The sequence below is a fragment of the Hymenobacter norwichensis DSM 15439 genome (assembly GCF_000420705.1).
GTDB classification, from domain to species: Bacteria; Bacteroidota; Bacteroidia; order Cytophagales; family Hymenobacteraceae; genus Hymenobacter; species Hymenobacter norwichensis.
The window spans coordinates 484,740-499,331 of record NZ_ATVL01000007.1 but is presented as its reverse complement, the minus strand read 5'-3'; the positions used below and the strand labels follow the sequence as shown (position 1 = coordinate 499,331).

The following is a 14,592-nucleotide window of genomic DNA, read 5'->3' as shown; positions in this document are numbered from 1 at the left end:
CACGTAAGCGCCATCCCCTTGGGGTGGCGCTTTTTGCGTTATCGAAAACCAGTACACTCAGCTACGTGTTAGGTTAGGCGCGCAGGTCGCGCTATTTTTACGACCTGATCATTCCGGCCCTACGTGGGTCTTCTTTTTACGCCCTGCCCCATGCATCATCTTAGCGAACAGGAAATTATTCGTCGTAGCAAGCTCGAGGAGCTCCAGAAGCTCGGTATAGAGCCGTACCCTTCCGAACTGTTCGACGTAAATTTCTACGCCCAGGAAATCCACGATAACTACCACCCCGAGCTGAACAACTTTCAGGATGTGAGCCTAGCGGGCCGCCTGATGTCGATTCGGGTGAAGGGCAAGGCCTCGTTTGCGGAGTTGCAGGATGCGTCGGGTCGGATTCAGCTCTACATCAACCGCGACGAAATCTGCCCTGGTGAGGACAAGGAGCTGTACAACACAGTGTTCAAGAAACTGCTGGACCTCGGTGACTTTGTGGGCGTGAAAGGCCACGTATTTAAGACGATGGTGGGCGAAACGTCCATCCACGTTACCAGCCTCACGGTGCTCAGCAAAAGCCTGCGCCCCCTGCCCGTAGTGAAAGAGCGCACCGACGAAACCACCGGTGAAAAAATAACCTATGATGCCTTCTCTGACCCCGAGCAGCGCTACCGCCAGCGGTACGTGGACTTGGTGGTGAACCCGCACGTGCGCGAAGCGTTTATCAAACGGACGCAGCTGGTGCAGGCTATGCGTAACTACCTGAATGATAAAGGTTATTTAGAAGTAGAAACCCCAATTCTGCAGCCCTTGTACGGTGGTGCCGCTGCTCGCCCTTTCAAAACGCACCACAACACGCTGGACATGACGCTGTATTTGCGCATTGCCAACGAGCTGTACCTGAAGCGCCTGATTGTGGGTGGTTTCGACGGGGTGTATGAGTTCAGCAAGGACTTCCGTAACGAGGGTATGAGCCGGTTCCACAACCCTGAGTTCACGCAGATGGAGCTGTACGTAGCCTACAAAGACTACTACTGGATGATGGACCTAGTGGAGGAAATGGTGGAGCGCGTAGCCCTGACGCTGCACGGCCAAACCGAGGTGCAGGTAGGCGAAAACCTCATCAACTTCCAGCGCCCCTGGAAGCGCTTCACCATGGCCGAATCTATTGAGCACTTCACGGGCTTCAATATTGATGGCAAGTCGGAAGACGAACTGCGCGCGGCGGCTAAGGAGCTGAAAGTAGGCCTCGACCCAAGCATGGGCAAAGCCAAAATCATCGACGAAATATTTGGTGAGCATGTGGAGCCCAAGCTGATCCAGCCGACGTTCATCACCGACTACCCGGTGGAAATGTCGCCGCTGGCCAAAAAGCACCGCAGCAAGCCAGGCCTAGTAGAGCGGTTCGAGGCTATTTGCAATGGCAAGGAAATCTGCAACGCCTTCTCAGAGCTAAACGACCCTATTGACCAGCGCGCTCGGTTTGAGGAGCAACTGGAGCTAGGCAAGCGCGGCGACACCGAGGCTATGGTGCTCGACGAGGATTTCCTGCGAGCTTTGGAGTACGGCATGCCCCCTACCGCCGGCCTCGGCATTGGTATCGACCGCCTAAGCATGATTATGACCAACTCCAATTCCATTCAGGATGTGCTGTTCTTCCCGCAGATGAAGCCAGAGAACACCAAATCGGAAAACGCACCGAAACCAGAGGAGCCAGTCGCATAAGTAAGCTGACCCTAGATAGAGAAAGCCTCCCGCACAATAAAGGTGCGGGAGGCTTTCTTTTTATAAGCGGCTAACTTTTGCTGGCAGAACTATTTGAAGAAGCTTACGATGAACAAGTATGATTTTACTACTTGGTTAAGTTAACCATAATCAAGTAGAAGCTCTACTGTCGGCAATTTTACTTCAATTGTGCTTACCAACTTCTTTCAAGCCGGTTATGTCTTCTTTAACGGCAATATTTGAAAAGAGGTTATGCACATATTCTTTTTTTCAAAAAAACCTATGAACCTACTACCCTTAAAATCAGAAAGCCTCCCGCTAATTGAATGCGGGAGGCTTTCTTTTGTACAACAGACTTACCATTCCAACCGGGTTCGAATGCAGAAGCTTGCGATGGGCACATCCAGATTTTACTGCTGTTTGTTTAAACCACAAACAGCAGAAGCTCGGTAGCCGGCAATTTTACGACATTGAATTCTCCGATCTTCTTTTAAGTCGGTTATATATTCTTTAACGGCAGCACTGAAAAGAAGTTACAATGTGCACAAACTTTTTTTAGATTCCTTTACCATAGCTCGCCGAATGTCGAGCGTCGCCACCGATACCATCGTAGTCGGAATCAGCATCGGAACCGCTTTCAGGTGAGTGGAGCGCGCCCAGAAGCACGTCAGCCGCCGAACGGTCGGACTGTTGCTTGGCCGAGCCTTTGCTTTGGTCGGTTAGCGAATTGAAGCGGGATAGTCCTTCTTTGAACAGCTTATCTAAGTCCTTGCCAAACTTAGAGGCAGATTTTTTTAAGCCCGACCGAGTTTCGTCGCCGGTTTCGGGAGCCAGCAGCAGGCCAGCTACGGCTCCAATAGTGGCTCCGGCCAGCAGCGAGAGTATCACTTTGCCTTTCGTATCTTCCATAAAACAGAATAGTTGGGTGATGAGTACATGAACTACGTGGCTAGCGCAGGTATGATGCCCGCAAGCATAGCCACTTTCTACAATAACGTCTTTGCTGAATATTAGTTAACAGAAACGCCCCTGCTCTCGTGAGAAAGCAGAGGCGTTTCTATTAGTTACTGCTTCGGCCTACAGGTCGTTCAGCAATTTCACTACTTCATTCTTGGCTTTGCCAAGCTTCTTTTGCAAGCGGCCTACTAGCTCGTCGCTCTTGCCTTCGGCATACTCTAGGTCTTCGTCGGTGAGCTGAGCGTACTGCTGCTTCAGCTTGCCTTTGGCGTCGTCCCAGTTGCCTTTCAGCTTCAGGCTGCTACCAGCACCACTGATACCCAAGTCTTCCAGTTTCTCAACATAACCTTTGAACTTGGCGTCCAAGTCTTCGGTGTATTTAGCGAATTGCTCACCGAACTGGCCCGTGTATTTGGTAGCAGCGCTGCCGATTTTCTCGCGGGTAGCTTTGCCTTTATCAGGAGCCATCAGCAAACCAGCAATGATACCAGCACCGGCACCGGCCAAAGCAGCGAGGAGAATTTTACCCGAGTTGTCTTCTTCGTGATACGACATGATGTAGGGAGAGAAAAGTGATGAATTGCAATTAAGTGGCTACCAGAGCGAGACTCCGGCCTAAGCGAGCAACAAGAGCTCGTCAGGTTTTCGCCATTATGAGCCTCTTACGGAGCTTAGCAGCACAGGTTTTCATTGGCAGCTAAAAAAGCGGTTCTTTAAAATATAGCGACCCGTTTATACCATGCGTAGGCTGCGTATTAGCAGTTGCTGCACTAGGTGCTACGGCGTGCGCCGTTGCGCCATATAATTTGCATGATGGCTTCGGGCATGTACCTTGCGGCCTCCGCATCTGCCCAAAGTGGCTGCGTTCCTGTTTTATTTTTTAGCTATTTATCTGATGAAACCAATGCTGTTTTCACTGGCCCTGCTGCTAGCCGGCGCCTGCCAGAACACCACCCCGGCCAGCACTGCCACCAAGCCGTGCATCGACCCCGCCAAAATCCGGACGGATGCCATGTGCACCATGCAGTACGACCCAGTCTGCGGCTGCGACGGCAAAACATATAGCAACGCCTGTGTAGCTACCAATGCCGGCGTTACCAGCTTCAAGCCCGGCGCCTGCCCCGATCCGCAAAAGTAAAAACCGCCTTTACCATGCCTGAAAAGCGTTATTTCCGCCAGCAGAACCCGTTCGTGGTGCCTACCACCGACGGCAAACTCATTGAGGAGCATATTGGCCTAGCCAGCACCCAAACAGCTGCCTACAGCGTGGCGCATATGGTAGCACCGCCACAGTGGAGTGAGCCTCACCAAAGCCCAGATTTTGATGAGGTAACGATTGTTGTACGCGGCCGCAAACGGTTTGAAATTGACGGCGACGTGGTAGAGCTAGGCGCCGGCGAATCATTGCTGATCAAGGCTGGAGCGCGGGTGCGCTACTCCAATCCGTTTGATGCCGAATGTGAGTATTGGTCGGTGTGCGTGCCAGCATTCAGCCCGGCCACAGTGCACCGTGAAGAGCAATAAAGTATCCTGACGAGCGGCAGCATTATATATCGATGGATGGCAGGCGCCACCGCCGGCCCTGAAGTTTCAGTAAGGTGCGCCGCCAGCTTGGCAGGTTGCGGTAGGCTAGTTCTTGCTGGTGCAGCTGCGCAACATTCAGCTGGCTTAGCTGCTTATATAGTACATCAAGTCCCTGGGAGGCGTAGTGCTGCACCACTTGCGTAAGCACCGGCCTGATTTCTTTCAGGTTCCAGTAGTGCAGCACATACGGCGCGGCTTCGGCTATGGGCGCCTGGGTCTGGAACCACATGCTGAAAGCCAGCTGCTCCATAATATGCTTGTTGTAAGCTGCGTATAGTTGCTCTCCCAGTTCCTTTATGCTGTCCAGCGCGTGCGCATCCTCGCTCGGGAAGCCGAGTACGCCAGAGTTGTAGAGCTTCGTGCTGGGGTCAACGGTGAGCATACGACCGTTGACTTGCCAGTGCTTGCCGTGTAGGTGCCGGTAGATTTTTTGACTCAGGTAATTGCCCTGGGCCAGCACGCCTTCGCAAACGTGCATGTAGCGCTGCCCGCGGCTAATGGCCTGAAAGATAGGCGCCGGATCTTGCTGCCAAATGGTGTCCGTATCCACGAACAACAAGTTGCCGGGGTAGTGCTCAGCAGCGTGTTTCAGCACTTCAATCTTAAGCAGATACACCCGACTTCCTCGCCAGGCCTGCCATTGTGCAGGCGAAATAACCGGATAGTGGATGTAAACCTGTTCCCCTATTACTTGCCGAAACGCCTGCGGCTGGTCAGTGTAAACGAGTATCTGCACCGGACTGTGCGGCACAAGCTGCTGATACGAAAGGATGCTATAAATTCCTTCGTTAATCAGGTCGGGCAGGCCGTAAGCCAGGTAAATCAGCGAGTTCATACAGCAAGCTACGCAATGGTTTCTGACTGATTAGCGCTATCGGCACTGATTGCGCTGCCACGAGCAACCTTTCCCTGCATTAACTGCCTATCTTTCAACTACACTCTCACGCCCACTCCCGCCACATGGACCAGCGCATCATCAACCTCTTCGACGAGTACACCCACGCCCCCCTCAGCCGCCGCGACTTTCTGGACCGCCTGCACAAGCTGACGGGCGGCGCGGCCATGGCGGCGGCAGCGCTGGCCGTGCTGGAACCCGGCTATGCCCAAGCCGCCACTGTGCCCGAGCAAGCCGACGACCTGATAACCGAAGAAGTAACCTGGCCCGGCGACGCGGGCGTGACCATGAAGGGCTACCTGGTGCACCCGAAGAGCAGGAAGAAGCTGGGCGCCGTAGTAGTGATTCACGAAAACCGCGGCCTCACCCCCCACATCAAGGACGTAACGCGCCGCGTGGCGCAGGCCGGCTATTTGGCTTTAGGGGTTGATGCGCTGTCGGTGTTTGGAGGTACGCCTGCCAATGAGGACGAAGGCCGCACGATGATTGGCAAGCTCGATAAGCAGCAAAACCTGAACAACTACTTAGCGGCTCTCACTTACCTGCGTGGCCGCAAAGACTCGAACGGTAAAATTGGCTGCGTCGGCTTCTGTTGGGGTGGGGCCATGGCCAACAGCTTAGCTGTAGCCGACCCCAAGCTCAACGCCGCTGTAGCCTACTACGGCACCCAGCCCAAAGCCGAGGACGTGCCCAAAATCAAGGCCACCCTGTTGCTGCACTACGCCGGCCTCGATGAGCGGGTAAACGCCGGCAAAGACGCCTATGAGGCGGCCTTGAAAGCCAACAACATCAAGTACGAACAGTACGTGTACGAAGGCGTCAACCACGCTTTCAACAACGACTCCTCCCCCGCCCGTTACAACGCCGAAGCCGCCAAACTCGCCTGGGACCGGACGCTGAAGCTGTTCAAGGAGAAGTTGGTCTAGGTATCTACCTCAAACTTCAAGTGAAGTAACTATTCAAACTTATTGCATGACACTTGCCTTACTCACTCGCTTAAGCAGCGGCTTACTTCTTGGGTTATCAATACTATCGAGCTGTGGAAATGAGGAGGCAGAGAAGCAGACCGTAGCTAGCCTTGAGGTTACCAAATCCTCCGTGACTGAACTCAACACACCGGAACTGTCTACTCCATCTAATGATTCTACCAATGCAGAATACCTGGATTGGAGTACAGCAAAGCTTAACGGCCGGCTGCCGATGCTTAGCACCACCAAAGTAGTGTTCCAAGAGTTAGGGCAGCCCGATAGTTTGATTACGCCAGATATGAACGAAGTCTGCATGCCTTACTTCGACCAGCAATTTAAGTTCGCTTATATCAAGTCAACAGAAGTCGAAGTCTGCGGCGATACAGCTGTTGTCGACATTATCAACTTTCAGCAACAGCCACAACTGACACTACAAACGGGCAACATTCGTTTGAATTCAAAAACCACTTTATCGGATTTAGCGAAGGATTTTCCGAATGCAGTAAGAGGCCAGTACGAATTGAATGTTTACAAGCTGGGGAAAGTGGTAACCGTGAATCTAGCATCAGGTCCAATACAATCCGACTACTCTTGGCTCTTGATGTTCCAGCACGGCAAACTCGTACGAATAGAACACTACACGCTTTGCTAATAACCCGCATTGTTCTGCTGCTGGCTGTGGCCCCAGCTTCCTAAATTCGCCCCTTCTCGGCCCCTTAAACCACAAGCTGCCCCGCCGATAGTATCGGCGGGGCAGCTTGTTTTGTTGTTAGTGCAGTGCCTCTGTTTCTACACTAACAACGCCAGGAAATCCTGCTTGCCGTTCAGGTATTCGAAGGCAAAGCCTTCTTCCGCCATGCGGACTTTGATGCCTTCCACATCGTGGGGCTGCTTTACTTCGACGCCGATGAAGACAGGACCTTTTTCCTTGTTGTTTTTCTTGATGTACTGAAACTGGATGATGTCGTCGCCCTCGTGCAGCACGTTGTTCACGAAGCGGCGGAGGGCGCCGGGGGCTTGGTTGAAAGTCACCATGAAGTAGTGCTTCAGTCCTTGGTGCTGCATGGCGCGCTCCTTGATATCCTCCATGCGAGTGATATCGTTGTTGGAGCCACTAACGACGCACACCACCGTTTTGCCCTTGATTTGCTCCCGAAACTGGTGCAGCGCCGAGATGGTAAGCGTACCGGCCGGTTCGAGCACGATGCCTTCCTCGTTGTACATCTTCAGCAAGTCTTGGCAGATTTGGCCTTCCGGCACCAGCACTACCTCGTCCAGCAATTCGCGGCAGATTTCGTAGGTGAGCTGGCCGGGGCACTTCACGGCCGCGCCGTCCACGAAGCTGTCGATGCTAGCCAGGGCGGCGTGCTGGTTGCCGCGGATAGCCGAGTACATGGAGGGCGCGCCCAAGGGCTGCACGCCGATGAGCTTGGTAGTCGGGCTGAGCTGCCGGAACACACTGGCCACGCCCGAAGCCAAGCCGCCGCCGCCGATGGGCATGAAGCAGTAGTCGATAGGCACGGTAGCGGCTTTCAGGATTTCCAGGCCCACGGTAGCCTGGCCTTCTACAATGGCAAGGTCATCGAAGGGATGGATGAAGGTGCTGCCCCGTTCGTCGCAGAACTCGCGGGCCGAGCGGAACGAGTCGTCGAAGCTAGCGCCGGTGAGGACCACTTCCACGTATTCTTTGCCGAAGAGCCGCACTTTGTCCACCTTTTGGGCGGGCGTTTGGGCGGGCATGAAAATGTAGCCTTTCAAGCCGAGCATCTGGCAGGCATAGGCCACGCCCTGCGCGTGGTTGCCGGCGCTGGCGCACACTATTTCCCGCTCTCCGCTAATGGGCGGCAGCGTGAGCATCTTGTGGTAGGCACCCCGAATCTTGTAGGAGCGTACCACTTGCAAATCTTCCCGCTTCAGCAGCACCGTCGCGTCGTAGGTGCGCGAGAGGCCGTGGTTTTGCAGCAAAGGGGTTTTGTAGATGACGCCTTTCAGGTTGCGCGCGGCCTGCTCCACATTTTCCAGCGTGACGGCCAGCGGCGCGGCTACTTCATTTTCCATGTCCTTGATATTTTAAACGGCAGACACTCATTAGACAGCATTACCGCTTTTCGGCTACTACACGCAGCCGTTTGTAATCCGCAACCCATTGTCCATCCTGAAACAACACAGGCCGCAACTCCCCATTAACGGCAGCTAGCACGGTGGCTTTATCGGTGGCACTCACACCAGTGAAAAAGTTGTCGCCGAACTGTTCAATCCAATCCGTCAGCCCATGCTCAGGATCAGCAAGAATCGTATTTCGGTCGTAGTGCTGCGCCAGCCGAACCCGAAAACCGTATTTCTCAAGCAACGAAGCGTATTCGCCCACGGAAGGGAAGTACCACCAATTAGCTTGCGCCTGCTTGTAGCCACTCTCATGCAAGTGCCGCAACAAGGCAGTCACAATCTGTCCCACGTTGTCCTGGCCACCAAATTCAGCTACCAAGCGTCCGCTCGGCTTTAGATGCCGATGTATCTGCTGAATCACAGCGCTAGCCTCCGGCACCCAATGCAGTACAGCGTTAGAGAATACAGCGTCGAAGCGTTCAGGCAACTCGAAATCAGTGGCATCGGCTATTCTGAAATCCAGAGCAGGAAATTGCTGCTGGGCTTTAGCAATCATGGCAGCCGAGGCATCTAGCCCCATTACCGTAGCTCCGTGGCTAGCAATTTCCTGGGTTAGCTCCCCTGAACCACAGCCTAAATCTAGAATTGATTCGTTGGGCTTTGGCGCTAATAGGTCAACCAAGCCAGTACCATATTGAAAGACAAAAGCGTGCTTCTGGACATAGGAATCAGCATTCCATTGCATAGTTACTTGGAAATTGAAAGGCTGGCGCTACCAGCAATGGTAGGCCAGCCTTTGCAGTTGTTACTCTATTTTAGCTCAACTCTTCTACTTTCTCGGCGGCCTTGGAGCGGAGCTGACGCACTGTAGCGCCGGTCTTCCATAGCTCGGAGTCGCGCACTTCTTTGAGTTCGGTTTCCAGTTCCGAGCGGTAGTTCGGGGTGGTGCCGCGCTCGATGGTACGACGGGCTTCCTCACCGCTGGCTACGCTGTCGTACAACTCGTTGAGGACGGGCAGGGTGGCTTCGCGGAACCGGCCTTTCCAGTCGAGGGCGCCGCGCTGTGCGGTTACCGAGCAGTTGCTGAACATCCAGTCCATGCCGTTTTCGCCTACCAATGGCACGAGGCTTTGGGTGAGTTCTTCTACGGTTTCGTTGAAGGCTTCGGAAGGCGAGTGACCGCGCTGCCGCAGCACTTGGTATTGCGCCTCGATGATGCCAGCCAAAGCGCCCATCAGTACGCCCCGCTCGCCGGTGAGGTCGGAGTATACTTCCTTCTTGAAGTCGGTTTCAAAGAGGTAGCCTGAGCCGACACCGATGCCCATAGCCACTACTTTTTCATAGGCTTTGCCCGTGGCATCCTGGTACACGGCAAACGACGAGTTGAGGCCACCACCGGCCACGAACAGGCGACGCAGGCTGGTGCCGCTGCCCTTGGGCGCTACCAGAATTACGTCTACATCAGCGGGTGGGATGATGTTGGTTTGGTCGTTGAAGGTGATGCCGAAGCCGTGCGAGAAGTACAGCGTTTTGCCGGGCGTCAGCTTAGCTTTCAGCGTAGGCCACAGCGCAATTTGGCCGGCGTCGGAGAGCAGGTTGCAGATGATGGTGCCGCGCTCCGCTGCTTCCTCAATCGAGAACAGCGTTTCGCCTTCCACCCAACCATCTTTCAGCGCCCGCTCCCACGACGGAGAATCTTCGCGCTGACCAACAATAACGTTGAACCCGTTGTCGCGCATGTTGAGCGCCTGGCCGGGACCCTGCACCCCGTAGCCGATAACGGCAATAGTTTCGTCCTTGAGAACGTCCAGCGCCTTTTCCAGGGGAAATTCTTCGCGGGTAACTACGGTTTCGTCTACTCCGCCAAAATTGATTTGTGCCATTTTGCTGTGGGCTATTAAGGGTGAATGTGTGTTGTTTTCTTGTTGATTTATGCAGTTGACATTGCCAAGCTATCCGTCATGCTGAGCGCAGTCGAAGCATCTCGCTCGAATCGTTGCAACGGTAAAGAGTTTACCACACTAGCGAGATGCTTCGGCTTCGTTGCACTGCGCTCAGCATGACGTTCTTTTATGTTGCATGTTCTACATCGTGAACACCTTGCTGCGGCTGTTCAGGAACTCGTTTTCGGCGGGTTCGGCGCTTGGCTCGGTTCGCTCGAACTCGCGGAGCTTGCTGTTGAAGCCGTCGCTGGCCTTGATGATGGCGATGCGGGCGCTGCGCACGAATTCGATGAGGCCGTAGGGTTGCAGCACGCGGATGAGGTTGTCGGTTTCCTCACGGTGGCCGGTGGTTTCGAACACCGTGTAGTCTTTGCGGATCACCACGGCGCGGGCTCCATTCTCGCGGAGCAGGCGCTCCACGATGGCCTTCTCGGCAATGACATCGGTAGGCACTTTGTAGAGCGCCATTTCCTGCCAAATCACGTCGGCGTTGGTGTTGTAGTACACCTTCAGCACCTCGATTTGCTTCTCAATCTGTCCGGCCAGCTTGCTCACCACTTCTTCGGTTTCGTTGATAACGATGTTGAAGCGGTGAATCCCTTCCACCTCGGAAGGCGACACGTTGAGGCTCTCGATGTTGATTTTGCGGCGCGAGAAAATGATGGCAATGCGGTTCAGCAGCCCCACTTGGTTCTCGGTGTACGCCGTAATGTTGTATTCCTGCCGGTCGATGGATGGTTGCTGACTCATGGCTGATACTTTTACTAGTGTTGAACCTTAGCTCGGTATAAGGCTCTTGTCATGCTGAGCTTGCCGAAGCATCTCGCGTGCTGATGAAGGATTACTATTCTAGCGTCAGCACGCGAGATGCTTCGCTGCGCTCTGCATGACGTTCTTTTGTAGTTTCTACCGTCCTGCTACCGCAGCCGGATTTCCGATACGCTGCACCCTTGGGGCACCATGGGGAAGATGTTGTTCTCTTTCGACACCATTACTTCCAGCAGGAAAGAGCCGGGGTGCTCCAACATCTGTTGCAGGGTTTGCTTCAGCTCGGCGCGAGCTTCTACCCGCTTGCCGGCGATTCTGTAGCCGCTAGCCACGGTCACGTAATCGGGGCTGGCAATGTCCACGAAGGAGTAGCGCCGGTCGTTGAAGAGTTCCTGCCACTGCCGCACCATGCCGAGGAAACGGTTATTGAGGATGATGATTTTCACGTCGACGCCGGTTTGCATGATGGTGCCGAGTTCCTGAATGGTCATCTGCACGCCTCCGTCGCCGATAATGGCCACTACCGGGCGGTGCGGGGCACCGAACTTGGCGCCGATGGCCGCCGGCAGCGCGAAACCCATGGTGCCGAGGCCGCCGCTGGTGATGTTGCTGCGCGTGTTGTTGAGCTTGGCGTAGCGGCAGGCCACCATCTGGTGCTGGCCCACGTCGGTCACGATAATGGCCTCACCTTCGGTCAGCTCGTTGAGCTGCTGGATGACTTCGCCCATGGTCAGTTCCTCGCTGGTCGGGAACAGTTCCTCGCGAATAACGGCGTCTACTTCCTGCTCCATGTGCACCCGAAACCGCTCGTGCCACTCGGGGTGCAGCTTGGCCTCGACTAGCGCCGTGAGTTGCGGCAGCGTCTCTTTGCAGTCGCCCCACACGGGCACGGTGGCCGCCACATTCTTGCCGATTTCGGTGGGGTCAATATCGAGGTGAATGACTTTGGCTTGCTTGGCGTACTTGTCGAGGCGGCCGGTTACCCGGTCGTCGAAACGCATGCCGATGGCAATGAGCACGTCGCACTCGTTGGTGAGGACGTTGGGGCCGTAGTTGCCGTGCATTCCGAGCATACCCACGTTCAGCGGGTGGTCGGTGGGCAAGGCGCCGGCACCGAGGATGGTCCAGGCCGCCGGAATGCCGCTTTTTTCGATGAAGGCTTTGAACTCCTGCTCGGCTTTGCCCAACAGCACGCCTTGGCCCCACAACACGAACGGCCGCTTGGCTTGGTTGATGAGGGCCGCCGCCTCCCGGATGTACTCGGGCCGCACAATGGGCTTGGGGCGGTAGCTGCGAATGTGCGTGCAAGGCACGTACGGCGCGAAATCGAACTTTTGTTGCTGCGCGTTCTTGGTGATGTCAATCAGCACCGGACCGGGTCGGCCGCTGCGGGCAATGTAGAACGCCTTGGCCAGCGCCTCCTGAATTTCCTCGGCGTTAGTTACCTGGAAGTTCCACTTGGTTATCGGGGTGGTGATATTGATGATATCCGTTTCCTGGAAAGCATCGGTGCCCAACAAATGCGCAAAAACCTGCCCCGTGATGCACACCAGCGGCGTGCTGTCAATCAGCGCATCGGCCAAACCCGTTACTAGGTTGGTAGCGCCCGGTCCGCTAGTGGCAAACACCACTCCTACTTTGCCCGAAGAGCGCGCGTAGCCCTGCGCCGCATGGATGCCGCCTTGCTCGTGGCGCACCAGCACGTGGTTTAGCTGCTCTTTGTAGTCGTAGAGGGCGTCGTAAATTGGGATGATGGCCCCGCCCGGATAGCCGAAAATGGTATCCACGCCTTCCGCCAGCAGGGCCTGTAAGGTGGCCACCGCGCCGGTCATGGTTTCCGTTTCCGTCTGTACCGCCGTGGCGGTAAACTCAGGCAGGGTTTGCGCTGATTGCTCGTTCGTTAACATAGCTTTCGTCTAAGTCGGTGATACAGCCGTGACTGGCGTCGCTGACCGTGCGGATATATTTCAGGAGAACTCCTTGCGTGGCGTTGGGGCGCGGGCGCTGCCACTGGCTGCGGCGCAATTCCAGCAGCGCGGGCTCTAGCTGCACGTCCATGGTGTTGGTACTGGCGTCGAGCACCACCCAATCCCCGTCTTCTACCAAGGCAATCGGACCACCATCGTAGGCCTCGGGGCAGACGTGGCCGATTACGAAGCCGTGCGTACCACCCGAGAACCGACCGTCGGTAATCAAGGCCACTTTGTCGCCGAGGCCGGCCCCGATGATGGCGGAAGTCGGCTTAAGCATTTCCGGCATGCCGGGTCCGCCCTTGGGCCCCACGTAGCGAATCACCACCACGTTGCCGGCCTTGATCTTGCCTTGCACGATGCCCTCATTCAGCTCTTCTTCGGAGTTGAACACCACGGCTGGCCCTTCAAACCGCAGCCCTTCTTTGCCGGTGATTTTGGCTACTGCGCCTTTTGGGGCCAAGTTGCCGTACAAAATCTGAATGTGGCCGTCGGCTTTGATGGGGTTGCTGAGCGGGCGAAGCAGGTCTTGCTCGGCACCGAGCGGCTTCACATCCGCTAGGTTTTCGGCTAGGGTTTGGCCGGTCACGGTCAGCAGGTCGCCTTGGAGCAGGCCGGCATCAAGCAGGGTGCGCATCACGGCAGGCACGCCACCAAGGGCAGCTAGGTCTTCCATGAGGTATTTGCCGCTCGGCTTGAGGTCGGCCAGCACCGGCACCCGGTTGCTGACTTCCTGGAAGTCTTCCATGGTGAGGTGCACGCCAGCCGCGTGGGCAATGGCAATCAGGTGCAGCACTGCGTTGGTAGAGCCGCCGAGCACCGTAATCATCACCAGCGCATTCTCGAAGGCCTCGCGCACCAGAATGTCGCGGGGCTTGATGTCGAGCTCCAGCAGGCGCCGTAGGTACACCCCGGTATCTAGGCACTCCTGGTTTTTCTCGGTGCTCACTGCCGGCGACGACGACGAGAACGGCACGCTCATGCCCAACACCTCGATGGCTGAGGCCATGGTATTGGCCGTGTACATACCGCCGCACGCACCCGGGCCGGGGCAGGCATTATGAATGATGCCCTGATAATCCTCATCGGAAATCTGCCCCTGCAATTTCTTGCCGTACGCCTCAAAACACGACACAATGTTGAGCTGCTGTCCCTTGAAGTTGCCGCCCTTAATCGTGCCGCCGTACACCATCAGCGACGGCCGGTTCAGACGTGCCATGGCAATGAGGGCACCCGGCATGTTCTTGTCGCAGCCTACCACGGTGGCAATGGCGTCGTAGTTGTGCGCGCCGGCCATGGCCTCAATGGAATCGGCAATGATTTCGCGCGACACCAGCGAGAACCGCATGCCCGGCGTACCATTCGTGATACCGTCGCTCACTCCAATGGTGTTGAACCGCAGCCCCACCAGCCCTTGCGCCTGCACGCCGACCTTTACCGCGTCGGCCAGGCCGTCGAGGTGCATGTTGCAGGTGTTGCCTTCGAAGCCCGTAGAGCAGATGCCCACAAACGGCTTGCGCAAATCGGCATCCGACAGGCCGGAGCCAATCAGCATGGCTTGAGAAGCCGGCAGGCTGTCGTCTTGGGTGTAGATGCGGCTGTACTTATTGAGAATCATGAGGAAATTTGTTTTGTATCAGAGGCCGTTCGGGGCGTTTGTCATGCTGAGCTTGTCGAAGCATCTC

Annotated in this window: 14 protein-coding genes; 5 read left to right on the top strand and 9 right to left on the bottom strand. The window is 55.6% G+C overall.

Annotation, left to right across the window (positions count from 1 at the left end; all coding sequences use genetic code 11):
• Window positions 1-150: 150 nt before the first annotated feature.
• Entirely contained in the window at window positions 151-1,716 is a 1,566-nt protein-coding gene (lysS, locus tag G536_RS0108290; RefSeq protein ID WP_022823127.1) for a lysine--tRNA ligase, read from the top strand.
• A 555-nt stretch (window positions 1,717-2,271) separates the two neighbouring features.
• On the opposite strand, the gene G536_RS26915 is transcribed toward lysS, so the two are convergent.
• The gene (locus G536_RS26915; RefSeq protein WP_022823126.1) at window positions 2,272-2,625 is read right to left on the bottom strand and encodes a YtxH domain-containing protein; all 354 of its coding nucleotides are present in this window, start codon (window positions 2,623-2,625) and stop codon (window positions 2,272-2,274) included.
• Window positions 2,626-2,793: 168 nt separating this feature from the next.
• Window positions 2,794-3,228 (bottom strand): CsbD family protein, encoded by a 435-nt coding sequence (locus tag G536_RS32960; RefSeq protein WP_022823125.1) that lies wholly within the window; start codon window positions 3,226-3,228, stop codon window positions 2,794-2,796.
• A gap of 340 nt (window positions 3,229-3,568) precedes the next feature.
• Here G536_RS32960 and G536_RS0108275 point away from each other — a divergent pair, with 340 nt between their 5' ends.
• Window positions 3,569-3,811, top strand: coding sequence for a Kazal-type serine protease inhibitor domain-containing protein (locus tag G536_RS0108275; RefSeq protein ID WP_033369915.1), 243 nt, complete (start codon window positions 3,569-3,571; stop codon window positions 3,809-3,811).
• Between the two features lie 14 nt (window positions 3,812-3,825).
• Window positions 3,826-4,197: a cupin domain-containing protein gene (locus G536_RS0108270; protein WP_022823123.1), complete on the top strand. Its 372-nt coding sequence runs from the start codon at window positions 3,826-3,828 to the stop codon at window positions 4,195-4,197.
• Between the two features lie 22 nt (window positions 4,198-4,219).
• Here the strand turns inward: G536_RS0108270 and G536_RS0108265 are convergent, their stop codons facing one another.
• A complete protein-coding gene (locus G536_RS0108265; protein ID WP_022823122.1) occupies window positions 4,220-5,092 on the bottom strand; it encodes a hypothetical protein in 873 nt (290 codons plus the stop codon).
• A gap of 125 nt (window positions 5,093-5,217) precedes the next feature.
• On the opposite strand from G536_RS0108265, the gene G536_RS0108260 reads away from it, so the two are divergent.
• Window positions 5,218-6,078, top strand: coding sequence for a dienelactone hydrolase family protein (locus tag G536_RS0108260; protein WP_022823121.1), 861 nt, complete (start codon window positions 5,218-5,220; stop codon window positions 6,076-6,078).
• Between the two features lie 46 nt (window positions 6,079-6,124).
• Window positions 6,125-6,772, top strand: a complete 648-nt coding sequence (locus G536_RS0108255; RefSeq protein WP_022823120.1) for a hypothetical protein — start codon at window positions 6,125-6,127, stop codon at window positions 6,770-6,772.
• A gap of 137 nt (window positions 6,773-6,909) precedes the next feature.
• Here G536_RS0108255 and ilvA read toward each other — a convergent pair whose 3' ends face one another.
• The 6 genes from ilvA to ilvD form a co-directional block, all read right to left on the bottom strand.
• Entirely contained in the window at window positions 6,910-8,178 is a 1,269-nt protein-coding gene (gene ilvA, locus G536_RS0108250) for a threonine ammonia-lyase IlvA (RefSeq protein ID WP_022823119.1), read from the bottom strand.
• 40 nt (window positions 8,179-8,218) lie between these two features.
• Window positions 8,219-8,971 carry a class I SAM-dependent methyltransferase gene (locus tag G536_RS0108245; protein WP_022823118.1) on the bottom strand — a complete coding sequence of 251 codons (753 nt, stop codon included), beginning with the start codon at window positions 8,969-8,971 and terminating at the stop codon, window positions 8,219-8,221.
• A 70-nt stretch (window positions 8,972-9,041) separates the two neighbouring features.
• Entirely contained in the window at window positions 9,042-10,109 is a 1,068-nt protein-coding gene (ilvC, locus tag G536_RS0108240; protein WP_022823117.1) for a ketol-acid reductoisomerase, read from the bottom strand.
• Window positions 10,110-10,310: 201 nt separating this feature from the next.
• On the bottom strand, window positions 10,311-10,919 hold the full coding sequence (ilvN, locus tag G536_RS0108235; protein WP_022823116.1) for an acetolactate synthase small subunit: 609 nt from the start codon (window positions 10,917-10,919) through the stop codon (window positions 10,311-10,313).
• A gap of 167 nt (window positions 10,920-11,086) precedes the next feature.
• Entirely contained in the window at window positions 11,087-12,844 is a 1,758-nt protein-coding gene (gene ilvB / locus G536_RS0108230) for a biosynthetic-type acetolactate synthase large subunit (protein ID WP_033369914.1), read from the bottom strand.
• Window positions 12,807-14,525 (bottom strand): dihydroxy-acid dehydratase, encoded by a 1,719-nt coding sequence (ilvD, locus tag G536_RS26910; protein WP_022823114.1) that lies wholly within the window; start codon window positions 14,523-14,525, stop codon window positions 12,807-12,809. The genes ilvB and ilvD overlap by 38 nt, the downstream gene beginning before the upstream one ends.
• Between the last annotated feature and the right edge of the window lie 67 nt (window positions 14,526-14,592).